Origin of the sequence: Lysinibacillus antri (genome assembly GCF_003977595.1) — a bacterium.
Lineage (GTDB): Bacteria > Bacillota > Bacilli > Bacillales_A > Planococcaceae > Ureibacillus > Ureibacillus antri.
In genome coordinates, this window is sequence record NZ_RYYR01000017.1 from 44,955 (window position 1) to 62,453 (window position 17,499).

The following is a 17,499-nucleotide window of genomic DNA, read 5'->3' on the forward strand; positions in this document are numbered from 1 at the left end:
ATATAAAAGGCAACACCCCGTTAATAAGAATGCTGCCCGTCTATTATTCTGCTAACGTTAAAATATATAGTAGTTGTCGATGTTCCGGTTCAAATGCGTACACCTTAGTACCAACGTTAAGTTTATTATCGTATTCAATTGCTACTCGTTCGTCGTTAATAGTAACGATCTCACTGTGCGGCAACAATTCCGGATTGCAAACTAGCCCATCTATTGATGTATCAATTGTCTCCCCGTCAACTCGTACCGCTAAATTAGGAGGCTCCTTTACGACTGTCGCACGAACGATATTACCTCCTGGATTGTAACCAACGTATCCCATCAATCCGAACAACTTTGAAATTGGACTGCCTTCCGTTGGGAATTCCGGTTTAAATGCCACGTTGAGCAGCCTCCCTTCTAAATTCGGTATATAGCGCCAATGCTACTTTTTGTATATCCGCTTCTTCACGTATCTGCATTGTGCCGTTATAGTTGAACGTAAATCCATTTCCTCCGCCTTCACGATATGCTTTGGCTTCTTGACGAGGCAATACCATTTCCCCTTTGTGTAGTTGAGAAACACGATCAGTAGGTACATAATCTATTCCGTGGTAATATGATCCTTTTTCCTTTTTAGTGCTAGAATACTTAATTAAATCTTTAGCAGCGTTAAATACGCCTGTAACGGGATTTGTGTATTTCAGCATCGCCCCATCGATTGCCAAGTATTTACCGAGCCAAGACTCTTTAATGGAACTCGATACGCCTTGCATGATACCACTTGCTAATGAATTACCTAAACTAACGCCAAGTGTCGCAAATTTATCCGAGTTATTAAGTACGCCGATAATGGTTTCGGATACTTTTGAAATAGCCGTTTCAATTTTCGTCTTGCCTCCGCCTTCATACCATGCTGAAATTTTATCGGCAATGTCGGACACGATAAAATCGACCTTGCCAGTAATAGTAGTCCGCTTCTTAAACTCCGGACTGGACGTTAGTTGCGTTAAATAATCGTACAATTTCACGGCACCATTCGATAGTCCCGATACCATTTGACTGATAATTTTACCGCCGAACTCACTGAATTTGCGCATAGGTTCGCCTTCTAGTCGTGCTAACGTTTTATTTAAGAAATCACTAACCGTTCCTAATGATTTCTCACCTATATCACGCATAATTAGTTGCCAACGCTCTTTTACTTGCGTCCATTTTCCGAGTGCTGTTTCGCCCATATCAGCGATTAATTTATCTGAGAATCCTAGTTTGTTGAAGTATTCGTCTAAGCGCTTTAGCTGCTGCTCTAACGGCAATTTCTTAATCTCATTCATTACGTCTCTACTCATCTCAAAGCGGTCTACAATCGAAATTGCATCGCCGGAGAATAGTTCACGTAAAGCAAATACAGCCCCCTCGACACCTTGCGATGGATCGGAAGCCACTAACTTCTCAGTCAATTTCCACATCTTCGATAACTCTTTAGAGTCTTTAGATAAAGCTACAAAGGATTTACTGTTTCCGTACATAGTCTGCGAATCTAAAAGCGGAGAGTTAATCGCTAGACTGTCCATCATCTTCATGTACTCTTTGCTCAATTTCTCGTTATCAAACATAGCGCCGATCATTACCTGTGACTGCTGCATTTTCATTGCTTCGCCTACTGTCGCATTAAATACCTTTACGGACGCATACGCACTAGCCGCAGCCGCCCCGACTGCTGCTATTCCCATCGCTACTGGATTTAATTTCGATACTACTGACGTTAGTCCTCCTGCTAGACTCTTAACTCCACCGCCGAAACCGTTAAAACTACTCGCAGATTTTTTAGATGCTTTTTCTAGTTTTTCAGCCGATTTTGAAGCTTGCTCCATTTTCTTGATGGCTTTTTGCATTGGACTGCTAAAGTCGTCTTTCATGCGTAATCGTGCAACTAAATCGATCATTAATCCTCAATCTCCTTCCAAAGTCTAGTTGCAACTCTTTCCGCTGCCTTAAACTCGGTGATCATTCGTTTTCGCACGCATTTATCTCCTGTTTTTGCGTATTCAATGGAAGCATTTAACGCAGCCAGCTCGCGAGATGCGTAATGCTTTAATTCATTGTCAGCAGCAATAATCCTTAATAACGGCAACTTGTACGATTCCATTTGCTGAATGAATAATCGAGATACTTTGCCGTGTTGTTTCTCAACTTCATAAATTTGTATTGCTGCGTTGGTAATCGTACCTAACTGTATTTGTAGCTCCGGTGTTCTTTTCATTTACCGTTCTCCTTTCCTAAAAATAATTGCCCGCCCGATTGACGGTCGAGCGAGCGTTGGAGGAATTTAATATGACGTCATACTAAATGCTTTTACCATAGGTGTCCGAGTGAAGTCGGACATGATAATAAAAAGCACCTCGGAAATTTAATCCGGGATGCTTTGATGTGCTACTGTTTATTTTGTTGTTCCATAAACTTCTCTTTAATTGCAAAGTATCGTTTAATTGCGTCAATGCCCTTTGATTCTGCATCGTTATAAGCTACTGCCAATAAACCCGCACCGATCCGCTCGCCTGTTAAGTCGATTTCGTTTACGTTGAAGTCCGCCGGTAATTTCGTCTTTAAATAATCGTCACCTAGAACTTTTACGCCTTCGTTTGTGTGGTTAATAATTAATGCCATTTGATTGTCTCCATTCGTTTAAGTTTTTTTATTAAAAAAGCAATCGGCTTATTGTTCTTCTTCCGACTGCTCTGATTCCGTTAGTTTTTCAATTTCTTGCGATAGTTTATAAGAACGACTTGCCCGTGCATACAGTAAGCGGTCGCTCATGCTGCCGGTACGCCTTGCTGACGTCGCTAACGTTTGTAAATCGTCGATTGTAACTGTACCGCTTGCGATTTTTTGCTGTAATTGTGCTTTAAATGCTCGAATGTCTGCCATTTTATTTCGCTCCTTTTTCTAGTTTTGGTGCTTTTGCGATGTACTGGAAGTTGTAAGGCGTTTTCCCATACGTGAAGCCGCTGACGTCGTTTAATACGCCTTGTACCGCTTTAATGACGCCCGCTTTGCCTAAGACGTGAGCCTCGTCTGTTGGATGATGAGCCGGATTAATAAGAGATGTTTTCCCGCTCGAATGATTCGCCATTGTGATTTCCTTCATTTCTTGCGATAAATCACTGTAAGCAGCGGAATACTCTCGATGATCCATAATTGCCGATAAGATTAAATCACGCGCCAACTTTAACTTATCTTCGACTAGCGGCACATACTCCGATTGAATTTCCTTTCTAAACGTAGAGTTATACTCGTTTACGACGTCAACCGACGTAATATCGCCGTCGGGCAATGCCTGGTTTGCGAGTTTATAGTCATGCTCACGTCTAGCAACTACCTCACGTTGTAAGGAAATGTCGTCATTAATCTTGTCGAGTTCCTTCGCTTTGTCCTCACCTTTCGAAACGCTAGTAGTAAATGTATAGTCATACTGCGTCTCAAGTTCTTGCAAGCGTGATTTTGCGTCAGTTAGCGCCTGTTGGTACTGTTGCAAGGCGTCTGCTCGTTTTGTGTTTTGCTCTTTGTATTGGTTTAATAACTCATATTCTTTAATTTGCATTTGTTTTAACTCCCTTTGTTTGTAGTAGTTTTATTAAACGTTCTAACTTATCGATACACCATAAACGCCAAGCCGGAAGCACTGGCGCATCTTGTTCCACTTCTTTATCTAATTCGTATAATTCAACGAGCATGGCCTCGCTTTGCTTAACTGCTCGCCTTGTATCCTCGATTTCTCTGCGATATATCACGGGAAATTTAACGTTCACTAAGTCTCGGTAGAGCGCTTGACTGTCCGTTTCAGCTTGATTTATCTGAAAGTCGTGTAAATCGTCAAGCAAGTCGATAAAATCGCCATAAGGCTTTATAATGTCCGCTATGAGTGCCGATATGCCTTGCTCGTCTGTCTCGTAGATTAGTAGACTCACAAACGGCTGCTCACGCAATTCAACAATTGATAGTAGACCGAAGCGCATCGGATCACTCCTTTTTCATCGCTTGTCTAAATGCGTATTCCATCGCAGTTTCTTCTTTTTGCTTGGCGCGCTTTTTACGTCGAACTTGCGCGGGCTTTAATTTACTTTCACGAATCTCTTTATTCGTTTTCTTTGTCATTTAAAAACACCGTCCCTCTCGTTTTTTAGCTACATATATGAACATGATTCTATAAAACTAGTAGTATTTTAGTTGTTAAATTCTTTTCCTAATGGGATTTATCCTAACCTGTCTTTCTAACGCTTGTAGGCTCTGATATTGTGCAATCATGTACGCCTTTACTAACTCTATTTACAATCCTCCGTGCCTTTCGATATTCTGATTCAGGTATGCGCCATTGCAAACCGACTACTTGCCCGCCCTTTTGATATGTCGCAATAATCTGCCAGTCTCGCGATCGTTTGATATTACGAATTTCCTTACTGTGCAACCCGTCGATATAAAGAGCAAAATTGTTACCGTCTAAGCGCCATAATTCAGCTGCCATTATTTACTCCTCCTTGTTTTATTTCATATAAAAAGCGCTCAAACTCCGGTGATTTCGGATAGTTGCGTATTAATGCTGCTCGCAACCGATCACTGGCGTTCTTGCGCTTGTTCTCTACGTCTGAGATTGTCGTTTGTTTATAGCCTAATTTTTCTGCAAACTCTTTTTGAGTTAGCCCGTAAAATAACCTTGTATGTCGAACGTACTCGCTAAAGTCCATTTGCTCACGTCCTTTCAAATATTGTTTTTTATCATTTTTAACGCTAAATATCGAAATAAATAAGACGAAGTAGCCTCAACTTCGCCCTCTACTTCACTATGAAAATAGGTATCGCTAAATTGCGCATTTCCCTTTGCTTTTGCGAGTTTTATAAGCATTTCTACGTTGCCAACATACGCTCTTTTTAGTTGGTATTAATATATTGTCTTTGACGATATATTTAACAGTTAAATCGCATACTTCCGTTCGTGCGTCCTTTGCATAAAAGACTTGTCCGCACTCTTTGCACTCTTTCACGCTGTCATAACTTAAGCGACTGATTTTACGTCTCAACGATCGCTTGTCGAGCGTACATTCACGCATTTTAAGCAAGTCTGCTACAATCTCGTCAATATTTGCTTTCCAGTCGTCAATTAACTCGTACATCATTTCTTTTGTTACCTCGTATGTTTCTGGACGCTCCGCCACTTGTTGCGCTAAATCATCACTTGAGATCGTGCCGAACGGTTGTCGAGCGTCTTCATCGTCTGAATCGATGTCAAATATCGCGATTTCATGACGCAAACGCATTTGTTGGCGACTTAATTCTTGCGCTTCGCTATAAACAGGATATTTACGCACATCTTCAATTATTGCGTCGTGTTCAGTTGCGATAAAGTCAGCAATAATATCGTAAATACACGCTTTCCGTACGCTCCCTTTACGGTAGTAAGCCGGGTGCTTTAATTCAATATCCATTAACGTAAGTTTTTTACCTTTAATTTTTCCGTCATCGCGTGTTTTGTCGTGGAGGTAGTTTAAATGATGTTTCCACAAATGATGCTGTTCGGTAAGAAACTCTTTGGCAATCGTGGTTTTTTCAATTGTTGTATATGACTTCCCCTTTTTTCCGGCGTACTCTTTCCAAAATGCGTATATATCTCTTTGTAACTGTTCTACGGATGGCATTTTAATCTTTGTGGTTTTTGTAGTCATTTAAACATTACTCCCTTTGTCGTTTTAGTAGTGTTGATTTTCGGTACTAATAACTATATATATTAATAACGGTATACTACGAGGCTAACGCGCCCATCGACCGCCAAACTCTGACCGCTTTATAATCCGCTTCAATTCTCTTGTGTCGAATAGTTGAAACGAAACGTCGACTAAAGATTGTTCGGCCGTCACGTCTATGCTCCGCTCGTCTGCTTTCGGTTTTTCTATTAGGATTCGGTAACGGTTCGGCTTGTAAAACGGATGGCCACGTACCTTACTTTGCGCCATATCCAATTCACCTTTACGAACATATTCGATAAATCCGACCTCGATCAATTTCTCTATCGCATTTTGAACCGTTTCCCTGGATGTCGTGCCAAGCATCCGCATAGCTGTATTTACCGTTAAATAGAACGTGTTGCCATATCGTTTGGAAGTCATTAACATGGCGTAAGCTAATTGCTTTTGACGGAATGTTCCGACACTAAGGACGGCAAGTATTTCCGACTTGTAAACGGTGACCGGCTTATTTTCATTTCCGAGCTGATAGTTACAATCAAACGCCCTTTTGACAATACGCTCCGCCTCACGCCGCCAAAATTCCGGCTTGCTGCCTTCGCTAAAATAATCCGATGGCGTATTATGCAAAATATCCATTATTAGCGATACCGCTTCATCTTCCGCATAGCCTTGAGTATTACAAAATGTCGCGAGCAATAGCGTCGTTTCATGACGTGAATTACTGTGCAATAATTGTCCCGCATTTATTATGTCAATTACCTTTTGCTGCGCCTTCTGATGCGTAACAACATTTACATCAATATCTGTTCGCTCCACGACTTTATGAAACTCCGCTTCTTGTTCGGGCGATAAATCGATTAAAGCGTCCAATATTAACGAATGGTCCATCGACGCAACGTCGTTCAAGTAGTCGAATGACTCGATTGGCTCTAATGTTTCGCGATCAACGAACCAACAACGCTTGCCTGTTTTTTGATGGATGCCTAACGGTAACTTGACTGCTTGCGTATAAGATGGACGGAACTCTACTTTTTCTGACGGTAGTCCTGCGGTATTAATGACGCGCTCATAAAACGACTTAGCATCATCTGCTTTTATAGCTTTATCGAAATATAAATCAACGTGATAGCCTTTATTTCCGCTAAATGAAACGTGAATATCCGAACTTCTTATATTAAACTCGGATTCTAGCGCTTGAATAATATTGAAAGTCGCCCAACGAGCCATTGCCGAATCATCTGCATAATCAATATCGAAAGTGATAAATTTGTTAACTGTATTACCGTTAAATATTCCGTAGGTTGTTTTTCCATCTAAATGGCGTTGTATCATACCATCGTTTAAGGTCCATATATTTTGGTGTTTAAATCCGTCCAATGTGATATATTGGTCAACGGTCTGAATGATGTACTTCTTTCGAGTGCTGATATAAAGTTGGTTTATTTGGGCGATTGCGTCGTTCTGTTTCTGTCGTTGCATCTGCATGCGCTCCTTTATGTGAGATTTCCGCTAATGTGCGGTTAAAATGATCGTCAGCAATAAAGATAAATACGAGTTTGCCTTGGCGAGCCGTTGAACTATCTACGTCTATTAATCTACAACCTCTTGATAATAGATTCCGTGCAACACCAAGGGACAATATACACTTCTTTCCCATCTGATTTCCTCCTAAAAATGTCGATTTTCGGTACTAATAACTATATATATATTAGGGACGATAGGATTACAGGTAATAATAGTTATTAGCCCGACGGTTATGCCGGGCAAAAGAATTATTAATCGTGTGCCATAAATACATCGATTTGAAGTTGTCCAACTAAATCTGAAATTTCAAGATAGCGCTCGATATAATCGACTCTCTTATCGTCTGAAATCTCGCCATACTCTAACGTTTTCCATACCATTATCCATTCCTTAATTAATCGGTCATATGAAACTAGAGCATCTAACTGCGAACTAAACGCAACTTCTTCCATGGCCCCTACCATATGATCGCCTTCACCATGAATAAACGTCAGCATTGCATTAACCGCCTCGGCTGAAATACTCTGTAATTCCATTCTCTCGTCTCCGACATAACATTCACCTTCTTCAATGTAGACTGTTAGTAAGTCGTTACCTCCATATATTTCGTATAATTGAATTTGGTATGTCTCCATTTGCGAAACGTTTCCATAGCAATCAACGTCCAGGCGCTCGCTCTTTGTGAATGCCACTTTGAACACACCATTGTCACCATTCTTGGCTTGCTCTTCTTTAGTATTTATAAACGTCGGCATTTCAATAATTGCTGCGACTGTTGCAAAAGCTAACTTCCCGTTGATTTCTTTCATACCATTTTGAATTTCAGTTTTTGTCATTGTCATAATAAAATCTCTCCCTTTGGTTGTTTTTATTGGTTGTATGTCAACGCCGATTGATCGGACCTAATTTTCTCTCCTACTTATATCTGCTCGGTAATCTCAAAATTTGATAACGGATTTCGCGAAAGTTTTTTAAAAATTATTCCCTCTACTTCACATGGCGCACTAAAACTTCAAAAAATGGGACGGATTTTCTGAAAAAGTTCCATTACTAGACAATGCATAAGTAGACCATTAAAATTGCAACGGTTATTACAAAAAACTTCCCCTACTCTTTTCTATACAAAAAAATTTAACTTTGGGCGTTTTCGCTGATTTGCATCCCTACTTTAAATACCCGAAAAAAGTTGGCCGATTGCCACGGACTTTTTGTAATAAATGTGACGAATTTGTGAACCTCCCACTTTTTCCTTCCTACATACTTCTATACAAATTTTTTTATCGATTTACGCTGCTACATACTTATATACTCACAAAATACATATCGCACAGTTTTAGCACACCCACTTTATGACGAAATTGTGAACAAATAAAAAAGAAGAGCGGTTGCCGCCGCTCTGCCTCTCGTAGCAAACTCCGCCAATAGTTCGCATTATAGTCAAGTAGTTGCCGCTACCTGACCATTCATGTTCGCGAATTGTCGCCAACCAACTCGCTTGCTCGCCCTTGTAAAACGCTGCCTCACGCTTCTATGCGGTTTTAAAACTTCGTCATTTCCGCCTCGATAAATTCGTTAAAAGTTCTAACGTAGCTGCCAATTTGTGCATCTGACGCGCCATAAAGATTGCATAAGTCCGCCAGGTCGCCATAAAGATATGCGCTCAAATACTGCTCTACATCGTGCATATCTGTTGCTATACCGTCCTGGCTCCGTTCGTCTAGCCAAGTTTGCAAGCGGTCTGCTGCCTTCTTTAATAACGTTTGATTATCCATTCTAACGCCCCTTTAACTGTGATAATGCTGTTAACAATTCGATTGGCTCGCAAGTATCGATTGAGTCGAATATCGCCTTTGCATCTTCCGTCCAATCGAAGTTGATCTCGCTTCTGCCTAAAATTAACGTCGCATCTTCGTTGTCATAGACCTTCAAGCGAATTTCCTTTGTAATTGCTACCGTGAAAACTTCGATTACATAACCTTCTTCGATTTCTAGTAATTCTACCGTCGTCATAACTCCATCTCCTCAATTCATTAATTATTCCTTAAATTCATAATATATGAGTATTATTACCGAGTCAACATTTTTTATGAATTAAATTCATATTTTATGTTATTATGGATATAACTTATGAAAGGAGCGTTATTCATGGATATTACAAAACAAATTAAACACTTACTAGTTGAACGAGATATGACCGCAACTCAACTAGCCGAAGCAATAAATACTACACAGTCGAACTTATCTAAAAAGATGAAAAACGGCTCTTATACTGTTAATGACTTAGAAAAGATTGCAAATGCGTTAGAAGTTGACTTAATAATCGATTTCAAAAAATAAAGGCCTATCTCGCAATGAGAAAGGCCTTTTTATTTTATAATAATGAACCAACGCTCTTTAAAATGTTGAGTAGCATCGGGCTCAATTGTATCAATATATACCCTAACCCCGCCTTCATCATCATATCGAATGCTTTCTCCTGGTTACCGAGCATAATTAAGAAAAACGAGCAGACAACGATTACACTTGCGATAGGGAAGCTAATGGCCACCAATAGATTGATGATAGGATCTAGTATCGTCGTTATTGCCGTAAGCGATGCGTCAGCAATTATGCCAGTCTGCTGCGGTGCTACTACGGGAATTTGCGCATACACTGGAATAGACGTTAAAGCGGTTGCCGTTTTCTCTGCGTATTGATGGACTGCAAGCCCGATACTTGTAGCCGTTGGAATCACAGTAGCCAGGGCGACCGTTTTTCTTGTTGCATACTTTTCTTCTCTACGCATCTTCTCAAACTCTGCGAATCGTTCCGTGTAATCCGTGTACTCACTCACTGGCACGACCTCGATTTTATTCCGCTTGAAAAACATGATGTTTCCCCCTTATCGAATATCGTTAATCGTATAAACAATCGTTTTCAATCCGTCGCAAGCGCCTTCTATTTGCTTTTTACGATGTTCTGTCGTCGTAATCCATACGATTGTTGGATAGTAGCCGAATTGCTTTACAAGACTCTCCATGAGTGATTTATAGCGATTAATTTTCGCTCGGTTCTCTTTCATCGTCTGCAAATGATCGACCTCTAAAAAGTGATAAAATCCGTTACGTGTAAAGACTGCATCTGCTATAACTGATATAGCGCCGTTCGATATTTTGACTTCGTTCTTCCAATCACGCGGACATTTATAGAAAAGCCAGGCGTCATTGCGCATAAGAATATGCGCTATATGTCCGCCCTTCTTGCGGATTTTATCGCAATCTACGTAGTCTCGACCTTGAGAGTTCAAATAATAAACAGTCATATAGCCATCTCGAAATGACGATAGATATTCTGATAAACCCGATAAGACTCGATTCGTATTGCGAACCGTCCCCAAGTGAAAGTAGCGGTTTAGTTGCTCGCGGCTTAGAAAGTCAAAGCGTTTCAAAAGTAATAGAATCTGTTCGTCTCGCTTCGTCAGAATCTTCTTTTTCATGCGAACTCTCCTCCTTAACGATGTGAGGCTCGATTATCTGTTGAATAGTTTGGTTTGAAATAAACGGCGATTGGACTGTATATCGTTTCACGTTGTTTTTATAAATGCCTCGCCCTGGTATATCGGGCAATTTATCGGCTCCACATTCATCGAGTACGACTCTTGAGGCGGTATCTGTATCAACGACATAGCATAATCGGGCGATAATATTCCTTTTGGTTTGAGATGGGATTACTTGTGCGGTAGGATATTGCGTGCAGAATATGAGGTAATAGCCGGCCGAACGACCTCGACGGGCAATATCTGTAATGATTTCCATAACGTCTTTATCGTCTGATAAGTCGGCTGCTTCATCGATGATAATAAAGTGACGTTTCTTTATTTTCGCTTCCTTTACATCTTCAAAGCCACTATCAACGACATGTTCGAATGATTTTTGCATGTCATTTTGAACTTTTGTTAGTACGTCCATCGCACTTTTGGGATCGCGAGAGTAGTATTTTACTTGCTTACAATTTCTAAATCGATGGAAGGCCGAGCCCCCTTTGAGGTCAATTAATGACAATTCGACGTTTTCCGGTTGTTGCTCAATCAACATTGTAGTAATCAATTTTAAAATGGCGCTCTTTCCGAAGCCTGTTGCGCCGGCTATGATTAAATGCTTATCTTTATCGAAATCGTGCCGGATAGTTTCGCCGTTTCGGGTAAATCCGATAGGCACGGACCATGTATTTGATTTTAAAAGCGCATCATTCCAATTAATTTGCGTTGGCAACGCCTTGTCGTAAACTCTTACGATCAGTAAGCCGTCGTAAGCCAGTTCAATCTCTTTACGCTCCGTCAGCTTCGTTTTCCATAACGTTCTTAGATTGTCGATAATATTCGCGTCAAGCTGCAACGACTTTAAATCTGCAAAGGTAATCCGTTTACGACGATTGTTTAATCCGTCCTCTAGCACGCGCAATTTACTGGCATAATCGTCAAAGCTACGCCCTAACGGTATTCGGTAACGATACTCCCATCCCCAATAATATTGCTTTTTCTTAATTAGCTGCGTTGTATGCGTATCTTCTCCGTCCTTCACATTCAGACCACTTAGCGACATTATCCGTTGAATCTTGCCCGAATCATTCGATAAACCTTTCTTTGACGTGTAGGCTTTAATAGCGATTGCACCAAAGACCGTAGTTGATACGATTTCAAAAAGCATAAACATCTCCCTTCACAAAATATTTGCGTCACGGTTATCTTACGTAGTAAGAGTTGCACCAATCGAGAATGTTTTAAATGGCGGTTTAATCGTTGCTATTAAAGGAATTTGCATATTCCAAGTTGAAATACTAGAGTAGACACGAAACTAGAAGTCGACTAGGAATCGTATTTGGTAATATTTTATTTCCGTTTAACGGAAATTATGCTAAACGGAAATGAAAAAGTTGTGAGGTGATCGTTTGGAACTCGAAATCAAATTGAAGCAACTATTAAAAGAGCGGAACATGGAACAGAAAGAACTCGCAGCACTTACCGGCTTGTCCAACCGCACTATCTCTGAATTGGCTACGAATAAAACAGAACGTATTCCTAAAACAGCGATATGTAAGATCGCTGAGGTATTAGAAATTAATGATATACGCGAAATCTTAGACTTTAAAACACTATCCGAATAAGATTATAGTTGCACTATCATTCCATTTAAAAGATAAAATGCTATAATTATACAATAACTTTAAATGGAGGTTTTAGGATAATGAGCAATAATCAACAAAAATTACGAGAAAAATATGAACATGAAATTAGAGAAATAAATTACATTCTGAAAAATCTAGAAGAAGGTCGTATATACGGATTAGGTTCAAATGTTGATCGAAGCGCAGGTAGTTTACAAACAAACATTTCAAAACTTCGTGAACGTTTAAATGACTTGTTTTATAAAGTTGAAAATAATAAACCATCTGATAGTGAAACACTTCAAGAAGCATTTAATAAATTTATTGATTGACAACCGATCCCCCATTTTCAGCAGAATGGCTGCTCGCTCCAGGAAATGCTCGGGAAGTAGTTACCTTACTATCTAAAACTCAAAATAGAGTAATAGACAATAAGTAACTACGCGATTATTTTCAGCGTCATGGTGACGTCCGAGGGTTCTGTCGTCTTGTTTCGTAGAAGGCTTTCACCTTTCACATTCTCGTATAATTACCGTCCTATACGTGTGAATCAGTCCTTGATTGGTCGGATTTGTCCGACTGTTTGTCCACATGAATGTGATTACCCGTGCCGTAACACGCCAGTAAACCACCGAGCCTTTAATGGTCGCTCTCACCAATTCATCGCAACCGTAAACAAGCAAACGGGTTGACTTGCGATATATCCGTTTTGTGCGGTAGACGGCTACTTGACGTGTTTTTTAACGTCGCTTAACGGCTGCTCGACGTTGAGTTTTCCTAAAAAAGACAATAGGAAACTAGACCTTTGCAATATCGCTTTTTTTCGATATAATAAAGGCATCAGAACTCGTATTAAATTTGTGTTGGAACTCATTTTTTACGGGTGTGTATGTCAAATGGTCGTAGCGGTGGTGCGCTACGGCTTTTTTCTTTTTATCTAAACTCTCGCAGCTTGTCCGCTACTTCTTCGGGATCAAGATGCAAATAGCGCGCTGTAATAGCAAAATCAGAATGGCCTAACGCCTTTGAAACGAGCGCTAAATCGCCTTTGCTCCGCTTATATATGTCTTTAGCGAATCCACGTCGAAGACCATGCGGATTAATATTTTTAATGCCGTAAATCCGTTTATAATAATTCAATCGTTTGGCTATTGCATTAGACTTTGGTGAACGCTCATTATGCACAGACTCTCCGGCTTGCGTTATAAATACAAACTTATTATCAAGATTCTTTTCTTCACGAATTAGGCGATTTTGTTCGAATAAAACCTCAAACAACTTTTGGAGCCGACCGTCGAATGGTAACAAGATAACTTTACGATTCTTTAATAAGGCGCCCTCAATCCGTAATACTCTATTTTCTAAATCAACGTGACGTTCTTCAAGTGCGGATAATGTTGCGAGCCTTATGCCCGTTTGATACATCGTAAGAATCGCAGTAGCATCTCGTAACTCTATAAATTTCGATAAATCTAATAGACGTAAAACATTAAATACATCTTCATCCGTAGCGCCTTCCTTTATTGGCTCGTCTACTCTAATACGAATATTCTTCCAAAACATATCGGCAAGCCAACCGTTATGAAAACACTTAGTCAAAAACGCATTAAAACATTTAAGACGGATTCGCTTCGTAGTATCTTTAACTTTCATTGACGATAGCCAGTCGTAAATAGCATCCGCATCTATTGCGAGTAAGAATTCGACGTTGGTTTTCTCTATAAAGTCGTTTACATACGTTTCATAATCATGAATGGTTCGCTCACGCAGACCGCTCGCCCGCATCTGTCTCACGATAATTTCTAACGCCTTCTCGATTGATAGCGAGGCTTTACGATTAACTACGATCGGTTCGACGTCTTTCTCCACGCTAAACATTTCCGATAAATCTGCCGCAACAGTTAGTCCGTTTCTCTTTTTAGACAACGCAAAAAAACCTCCTAACGTAAGTTAGAAGGCGTACACAATTCGCAGTTTGACCGCTCATTGACCGTCGCTTTAACTTCGCTAGAAGGCTTATATAACGCGGTTTCTACCGCAAAAAGTACGTCCCAGGAGGGATTCGAACCCCCGACCGTACGCTTAGAAGGCGTATGCTCTATCCGGCTGAGCTACTGAGACATGATCACTTAAGATGATTTCCTTAAGGACAATATTTATTATAGCAAATCTAGAAGATAAGTCAACACTTTGATTAACATTTTAAGAAAATTTTTCTTTATCCATTTTGAACCTTTATTTTGTTAATTCAAACTGCTTTGAAAACAACTCGACTCCTTCATCGTTAAAAGCTTTAACTGTCCATTTTCCGTCCTGAAACTCAACAATGACATAACTTTTCTCAGCGATTCCACGAGGCTTTAAAAGGCTTCCTGGATTCACAAATAGTATATTGTCCACAAGTTCTGCACCTAATACGTGAGAATGCCCAAAAAAAGCGGCGTTTGCTTCAAGTTCTTTTGTTCGATAAAGTAAATTCATTGTTGTTGCTTTTACATTTAACAAATGACCATGCGCTATAAAAACTTTTACATCATTCCATTCAAACAATTCTTCTTCTGGGAATCTTGTATCACGGTCACAGTTGCCGCGTACTTTTTTCACACCTTCTAAATAAGGGTGATCAAAGGGCAATTCACTATCACCACAATGTATGATGGCGTCCACGTTTTCATGCGCCTTGCGAACTCGATTAATGACTTCTGCATCTCCATGGGTATCACTCATTACTAATAGTTTCATACAAAACCTCCACCATGAAAAATATGTCCGATATTTATTTTTCCACAAAATACCGGACATTCTTTCTTACATTATATTTGGTAACTCTTCAGCTAGTTTACGAATCGCATTGCCTCGATGTGAAATGGCGCCTTTTTCTTCTGGTGTTAATTCGGCCATTGTACGATTCAGCTCGGGTACAAAGAATATTGGGTCGTAACCAAATCCGTTTGTTCCGCGTTTTTCACGAAGAATGACTCCTTCACACGTCCCAAATACCGTATGTGATTCCATTTCTGGACCGGCAATCGCTAGTGCACAACAAAAACGTGCCGTACGCTTTTCATCTGGCACTTCATTCATTTTTTCCATTACTTTTATTATATTCGCCTCGTCATCATGATCTCCTGCATATCGAGCTGAATAAACGCCTGGTTCTCCTCCTAATGCATCGACGGCTAAGCCACTATCATCTGCAATTACAAGTTTTCCAAGAGCCTGCGCTAATGTTTCTGCCTTTAATACTGCATTCTCTTCAAATGTTGTACCTGTTTCTTCAATTTCCATATCGGGTGCTACATCAAACATCGTCACCACTTCATAGCCAAGTGGTGTAAATAATGCTTCAAAATCTTTTGCTTTCCCTTTATTTTTCGTGGCGATTACTACTTGCTTCATTTAAGCATCCTCCTTTGCAGAACGAACTAAATTTGCTGCGTCCCCTAGTACTTCTTTTTGAATTGCGATTAGCTCTAGGATACCCTTTTCACCAAGTGATAATAATGTATTTAATTCATCTCGGGAGAATGTTGCTTCTTCTCCTGTTCCTTGAATTTCAACAAAGCGACCATTGCCTGTCATGACAAGATTCATATCGACTGTAGCTGCTACGTCTTCTACATAATTTAAATCTAAAATTGCCCCTATTTCATCGACGATACCAACACTAGTAGCTGCTAAGAAATCCACGATTGGGAACTTTGCAAATGGTTTTGCTTCATTGTACTGTGCTAAGGCCTGTGTTAACGCTACAAACGCCCCTGTAATGGATGCTGTGCGTGTTCCACCGTCTGCTTGAATGACATCACAATCAATCCAAACAGTCTTTTCTCCAAGCGCTTCTAAGTCGACAATCGCACGTAATGCACGACCGATTAATCGTTGAATTTCCATTGTACGACCATTAATTTTCCCACGAGATGCATCCCGTTGTGTACGATCGGCAGTAGCTCTAGGTAACATAGAGTATTCTGCTGTGATCCAGCCTTTCCCTTGACCACGTAAAAATCCAGGAACACGATCTTCAATGGTTGCCGTACAAATCACTTTTGTATTCCCTACTTCAATTAATACAGACCCTTCCGGATGCATTAAATAATTTGAATCAATTTTCACTGTTCTTAATTGCTCTATAGCTCGTCCATCATGTCTTGTCATATATGTCCTCCTTGATACTTCGCGCTAATCATCTTAACATAAATCAAATCATCGTACCAGGTGCCTGGCACTCATACAATTCTGAATATTCATAATTAAACGAGTGCCAGGCACCAAAAAAATAAACAGGTATCCAAACAGATGTTTGAATACCTGGCAATTTACAGTTTGATTCGTCGGATATCTAAATGTGACTTTTTCAGCCAATTTTCAGCAATTGTTCGAAAAATGGGAACGGAACCTGTTGCGAAAAAAATGTGTTCCGGTTTTTTCCCAGATGTATTTAGCTTGTGCTCATAGGTTAATAACTCTTTCACTTCTTTTGCCGTTTCCTCGGCCGAAGAGAGTACATGAACGTCAGGCCCAACTACTTTTTCGATATGGTGCTGAATAATTGGATAATGGGTACATCCTAAAATCACTGTATCAAATTTTTTATTTGTTAGCGGCTTTAAACCCTTTTCTACAAGGTCGAATGCAAATTGTCCTTCATATTCTCCACTTTCCACTAAAGGAACAAATGTCGGACATGCAAGAGGAATTATTTTCGCCTTCGTACTTAAAGAAAGTAGTGCATCTTCATATGCGCCACTTTTTATTGTACCTTCCGTCGCGAGAACAACAATTTCATTTCGTTTCGTTTTTTTCTCGGCAGCACGTGCACCAGCATTAATGACACCAATTACTGGAATTGATAAGTTCTTTTGTAAACTTCTTAATGCTACTGCGGTGGCCGTATTACATGCAATGACAAGCATTTTGATATTCATTTTCTCTAATACTGATGCCATTTGCCATGTATACGTAAGTACTTCCTGCCTGTCTCTAGATCCATAAGGGCATCTTGCAGTATCACCGATGTAGTAGATTGTTTCTTCTGGTAAAACATTCATTATTTGCTTGGCTACCGTTAAACCGCCAACACCTGAATCAATAACGCCTATCGGGGCATTCACAA

General features: G+C 40.1%; 27 protein-coding genes and 1 tRNA gene. 3 read left to right on the forward strand and 25 right to left on the reverse strand.

The annotated features are described in order from the left end of the window. Nucleotides 1-43: 43 nt before the first annotated feature. The 16 genes from EK386_RS12895 to EK386_RS12965 all read right to left on the reverse strand — a co-directional run bounded on the left by EK386_RS12895 (nt 44) and on the right by EK386_RS12965 (nt 9,251). Nucleotides 44-382: a DUF2577 family protein gene (locus tag EK386_RS12895; protein WP_126659589.1), complete on the reverse strand. Its 339-nt coding sequence runs from the start codon at nt 380-382 to the stop codon at nt 44-46. Next, nucleotides 372-1,925 carry a hypothetical protein gene (locus EK386_RS12900; RefSeq protein ID WP_126659590.1) on the reverse strand — a complete coding sequence of 518 codons (1,554 nt, stop codon included), beginning with the start codon at nt 1,923-1,925 and terminating at the stop codon, nt 372-374. Before EK386_RS12900 ends, EK386_RS12895 begins: the two co-directional genes overlap by 11 nt. Next, nucleotides 1,925-2,242, reverse strand: a complete 318-nt coding sequence (locus tag EK386_RS12905) for a hypothetical protein (RefSeq protein ID WP_126659591.1) — start codon at nt 2,240-2,242, stop codon at nt 1,925-1,927. Before EK386_RS12905 ends, EK386_RS12900 begins: the two co-directional genes overlap by 1 nt. 170 nt (nt 2,243-2,412) lie before the next feature. Further along, complete coding sequence (locus tag EK386_RS12910; protein WP_126659592.1) at nt 2,413-2,646, reverse strand: hypothetical protein; 234 nt, start codon at nt 2,644-2,646, stop codon at nt 2,413-2,415. Nucleotides 2,647-2,694: 48 nt separating this feature from the next. After that, a complete protein-coding gene (locus tag EK386_RS12915; RefSeq protein WP_126659593.1) occupies nt 2,695-2,907 on the reverse strand; it encodes a hypothetical protein in 213 nt (70 codons plus the stop codon). A gap of 1 nt (nt 2,908) precedes the next feature. Then, the gene (locus EK386_RS12920) at nt 2,909-3,580 is read right to left on the reverse strand and encodes a hypothetical protein (protein ID WP_126659594.1); all 672 of its coding nucleotides are present in this window, start codon (nt 3,578-3,580) and stop codon (nt 2,909-2,911) included. After that, nucleotides 3,570-3,995 carry a hypothetical protein gene (locus EK386_RS12925; RefSeq protein ID WP_126659595.1) on the reverse strand — a complete coding sequence of 142 codons (426 nt, stop codon included), beginning with the start codon at nt 3,993-3,995 and terminating at the stop codon, nt 3,570-3,572. The genes EK386_RS12920 and EK386_RS12925 overlap by 11 nt, the downstream gene beginning before the upstream one ends. A gap of 4 nt (nt 3,996-3,999) precedes the next feature. Next, entirely contained in the window at nt 4,000-4,134 is a 135-nt protein-coding gene (locus tag EK386_RS20590) for a hypothetical protein (RefSeq protein WP_281274264.1), read from the reverse strand. A 103-nt stretch (nt 4,135-4,237) separates the two neighbouring features. Further along, on the reverse strand, nt 4,238-4,501 hold the full coding sequence (locus EK386_RS12930; RefSeq protein WP_126659596.1) for a hypothetical protein: 264 nt from the start codon (nt 4,499-4,501) through the stop codon (nt 4,238-4,240). Then, a complete protein-coding gene (locus tag EK386_RS12935) occupies nt 4,491-4,721 on the reverse strand; it encodes a helix-turn-helix domain-containing protein (protein ID WP_126659597.1) in 231 nt (76 codons plus the stop codon). Before EK386_RS12935 ends, EK386_RS12930 begins: the two co-directional genes overlap by 11 nt. Nucleotides 4,722-4,835: 114 nt before the next feature. After that, nucleotides 4,836-5,696, reverse strand: a complete 861-nt coding sequence (locus EK386_RS12940; RefSeq protein ID WP_126659598.1) for a hypothetical protein — start codon at nt 5,694-5,696, stop codon at nt 4,836-4,838. A gap of 84 nt (nt 5,697-5,780) precedes the next feature. After that, nucleotides 5,781-7,196 carry a TOTE conflict system archaeo-eukaryotic primase domain-containing protein gene (locus EK386_RS12945; RefSeq protein ID WP_158674424.1) on the reverse strand — a complete coding sequence of 472 codons (1,416 nt, stop codon included), beginning with the start codon at nt 7,194-7,196 and terminating at the stop codon, nt 5,781-5,783. Continuing rightward, a complete protein-coding gene (locus EK386_RS12950; RefSeq protein WP_126659600.1) occupies nt 7,108-7,374 on the reverse strand; it encodes a hypothetical protein in 267 nt (88 codons plus the stop codon). The genes EK386_RS12945 and EK386_RS12950 overlap by 89 nt, the downstream gene beginning before the upstream one ends. A 118-nt stretch (nt 7,375-7,492) precedes the next feature. Next, nucleotides 7,493-8,083: a hypothetical protein gene (locus EK386_RS12955; protein ID WP_126659601.1), complete on the reverse strand. Its 591-nt coding sequence runs from the start codon at nt 8,081-8,083 to the stop codon at nt 7,493-7,495. A 696-nt stretch (nt 8,084-8,779) separates the two neighbouring features. Continuing rightward, entirely contained in the window at nt 8,780-9,013 is a 234-nt protein-coding gene (locus EK386_RS12960; protein WP_126659602.1) for a hypothetical protein, read from the reverse strand. 1 nt (nt 9,014) lies between these two features. Then, nucleotides 9,015-9,251: a hypothetical protein gene (locus EK386_RS12965; RefSeq protein ID WP_126659603.1), complete on the reverse strand. Its 237-nt coding sequence runs from the start codon at nt 9,249-9,251 to the stop codon at nt 9,015-9,017. 135 nt (nt 9,252-9,386) lie between these two features. Between EK386_RS12965 and EK386_RS12970 the strand changes: the two genes are divergently transcribed. Then, nucleotides 9,387-9,578: a helix-turn-helix domain-containing protein gene (locus EK386_RS12970; protein ID WP_126659604.1), complete on the forward strand. Its 192-nt coding sequence runs from the start codon at nt 9,387-9,389 to the stop codon at nt 9,576-9,578. Nucleotides 9,579-9,612: 34 nt separating this feature from the next. Here EK386_RS12970 and EK386_RS12975 read toward each other — a convergent pair whose 3' ends face one another. From EK386_RS12975 to EK386_RS12985, 3 genes are read right to left on the reverse strand one after another with little or no spacing between them, the layout of a single operon-like run. Then, nucleotides 9,613-10,110, reverse strand: coding sequence for a pilin (locus EK386_RS12975; RefSeq protein WP_126659605.1), 498 nt, complete (start codon nt 10,108-10,110; stop codon nt 9,613-9,615). Nucleotides 10,111-10,122: 12 nt separating this feature from the next. After that, nucleotides 10,123-10,716 carry a replication-relaxation family protein gene (locus EK386_RS12980; protein WP_126659606.1) on the reverse strand — a complete coding sequence of 198 codons (594 nt, stop codon included), beginning with the start codon at nt 10,714-10,716 and terminating at the stop codon, nt 10,123-10,125. Beyond that, on the reverse strand, nt 10,655-11,926 hold the full coding sequence (locus tag EK386_RS12985) for an FtsK/SpoIIIE domain-containing protein (protein ID WP_126659607.1): 1,272 nt from the start codon (nt 11,924-11,926) through the stop codon (nt 10,655-10,657). The genes EK386_RS12980 and EK386_RS12985 overlap by 62 nt, the downstream gene beginning before the upstream one ends. 241 nt (nt 11,927-12,167) lie before the next feature. On the opposite strand from EK386_RS12985, the gene EK386_RS12990 reads away from it, so the two are divergent. Together EK386_RS12990 and EK386_RS12995 are read left to right on the forward strand one after the other, a co-directional pair. Continuing rightward, nucleotides 12,168-12,383 (forward strand): helix-turn-helix domain-containing protein, encoded by a 216-nt coding sequence (locus tag EK386_RS12990; protein ID WP_246027666.1) that lies wholly within the window; start codon nt 12,168-12,170, stop codon nt 12,381-12,383. An 80-nt stretch (nt 12,384-12,463) separates the two neighbouring features. Beyond that, nucleotides 12,464-12,715 (forward strand): hypothetical protein, encoded by a 252-nt coding sequence (locus EK386_RS12995; RefSeq protein WP_126659608.1) that lies wholly within the window; start codon nt 12,464-12,466, stop codon nt 12,713-12,715. A 601-nt stretch (nt 12,716-13,316) separates the two neighbouring features. On the opposite strand, the gene EK386_RS13000 is transcribed toward EK386_RS12995, so the two are convergent. The 6 genes from EK386_RS13000 to racE all read right to left on the reverse strand — a co-directional run bounded on the left by EK386_RS13000 (nt 13,317) and on the right by racE (nt 17,497). Next, nucleotides 13,317-14,309: a tyrosine-type recombinase/integrase gene (locus EK386_RS13000; protein ID WP_126659609.1), complete on the reverse strand. Its 993-nt coding sequence runs from the start codon at nt 14,307-14,309 to the stop codon at nt 13,317-13,319. 121 nt (nt 14,310-14,430) lie between these two features. After that, nucleotides 14,431-14,504 (reverse strand) — tRNA-Arg (locus tag EK386_RS13005). A gap of 114 nt (nt 14,505-14,618) precedes the next feature. Continuing rightward, nucleotides 14,619-15,125 (reverse strand): metallophosphoesterase, encoded by a 507-nt coding sequence (locus tag EK386_RS13010; RefSeq protein ID WP_126659610.1) that lies wholly within the window; start codon nt 15,123-15,125, stop codon nt 14,619-14,621. A 66-nt stretch (nt 15,126-15,191) separates the two neighbouring features. Further along, complete coding sequence (locus EK386_RS13015; protein ID WP_126659611.1) at nt 15,192-15,782, reverse strand: XTP/dITP diphosphatase; 591 nt, start codon at nt 15,780-15,782, stop codon at nt 15,192-15,194. Next, a complete protein-coding gene (gene rph, locus EK386_RS13020; RefSeq protein WP_126659612.1) occupies nt 15,783-16,541 on the reverse strand; it encodes a ribonuclease PH in 759 nt (252 codons plus the stop codon). Nucleotides 16,542-16,702: 161 nt separating this feature from the next. Beyond that, nucleotides 16,703-17,497, reverse strand: coding sequence for a glutamate racemase (gene racE / locus EK386_RS13025; RefSeq protein WP_126659613.1), 795 nt, complete (start codon nt 17,495-17,497; stop codon nt 16,703-16,705). Nucleotides 17,498-17,499: the final 2 nt, after the last annotated feature.

Excerpts from the sequence above, each read along its gene's own strand:
- EK386_RS12920 (WP_126659594.1), bottom strand. The coding sequence starts at position 3,580 with ATGCAAATTAAAGAATATGAGTTATTAAACCAATACAAAGAGCAAAAC.
- EK386_RS20590 (WP_281274264.1), bottom strand. The coding sequence starts at position 4,134 with ATGACAAAGAAAACGAATAAAGAGATTCGTGAAAGTAAATTAAAGCCC.
- EK386_RS12900 (WP_126659590.1), bottom strand. The coding sequence starts at position 1,925 with ATGATCGATTTAGTTGCACGATTACGCATGAAAGACGACTTTAGCAGT.
- EK386_RS12940 (WP_126659598.1), bottom strand. The coding sequence starts at position 5,696 with ATGACTACAAAAACCACAAAGATTAAAATGCCATCCGTAGAACAGTTA.
- EK386_RS13010 (WP_126659610.1), bottom strand. The coding sequence starts at position 15,125 with ATGAAACTATTAGTAATGAGTGATACCCATGGAGATGCAGAAGTCATT.
- EK386_RS12910 (WP_126659592.1), bottom strand. The coding sequence starts at position 2,646 with ATGGCATTAATTATTAACCACACAAACGAAGGCGTAAAAGTTCTAGGT.
- EK386_RS12995 (WP_126659608.1), top strand. The coding sequence starts at position 12,464 with ATGAGCAATAATCAACAAAAATTACGAGAAAAATATGAACATGAAATT.
- EK386_RS12945 (WP_158674424.1), bottom strand. The coding sequence starts at position 7,196 with ATGCAACGACAGAAACAGAACGACGCAATCGCCCAAATAAACCAACTT.
- EK386_RS12915 (WP_126659593.1), bottom strand. The coding sequence starts at position 2,907 with ATGGCAGACATTCGAGCATTTAAAGCACAATTACAGCAAAAAATCGCA.
- rph (WP_126659612.1), bottom strand. The coding sequence starts at position 16,541 with ATGACAAGACATGATGGACGAGCTATAGAGCAATTAAGAACAGTGAAA.
- EK386_RS12905 (WP_126659591.1), bottom strand. The coding sequence starts at position 2,242 with ATGAAAAGAACACCGGAGCTACAAATACAGTTAGGTACGATTACCAAC.
- EK386_RS12980 (WP_126659606.1), bottom strand. The coding sequence starts at position 10,716 with ATGAAAAAGAAGATTCTGACGAAGCGAGACGAACAGATTCTATTACTT.
- EK386_RS12930 (WP_126659596.1), bottom strand. The coding sequence starts at position 4,501 with ATGGCAGCTGAATTATGGCGCTTAGACGGTAACAATTTTGCTCTTTAT.
- EK386_RS12965 (WP_126659603.1), bottom strand. The coding sequence starts at position 9,251 with ATGACGACGGTAGAATTACTAGAAATCGAAGAAGGTTATGTAATCGAA.
- EK386_RS12935 (WP_126659597.1), bottom strand. The coding sequence starts at position 4,721 with ATGGACTTTAGCGAGTACGTTCGACATACAAGGTTATTTTACGGGCTA.
- EK386_RS12955 (WP_126659601.1), bottom strand. The coding sequence starts at position 8,083 with ATGACAATGACAAAAACTGAAATTCAAAATGGTATGAAAGAAATCAAC.
- EK386_RS12950 (WP_126659600.1), bottom strand. The coding sequence starts at position 7,374 with ATGGGAAAGAAGTGTATATTGTCCCTTGGTGTTGCACGGAATCTATTA.
- EK386_RS12970 (WP_126659604.1), top strand. The coding sequence starts at position 9,387 with ATGGATATTACAAAACAAATTAAACACTTACTAGTTGAACGAGATATG.
- EK386_RS12960 (WP_126659602.1), bottom strand. The coding sequence starts at position 9,013 with ATGGATAATCAAACGTTATTAAAGAAGGCAGCAGACCGCTTGCAAACT.
- EK386_RS12975 (WP_126659605.1), bottom strand. The coding sequence starts at position 10,110 with ATGTTTTTCAAGCGGAATAAAATCGAGGTCGTGCCAGTGAGTGAGTAC.
- EK386_RS12985 (WP_126659607.1), bottom strand. The coding sequence starts at position 11,926 with ATGCTTTTTGAAATCGTATCAACTACGGTCTTTGGTGCAATCGCTATT.
- EK386_RS13015 (WP_126659611.1), bottom strand. The coding sequence starts at position 15,782 with ATGAAGCAAGTAGTAATCGCCACGAAAAATAAAGGGAAAGCAAAAGAT.
- EK386_RS12925 (WP_126659595.1), bottom strand. The coding sequence starts at position 3,995 with ATGCGCTTCGGTCTACTATCAATTGTTGAATTGCGTGAGCAGCCGTTT.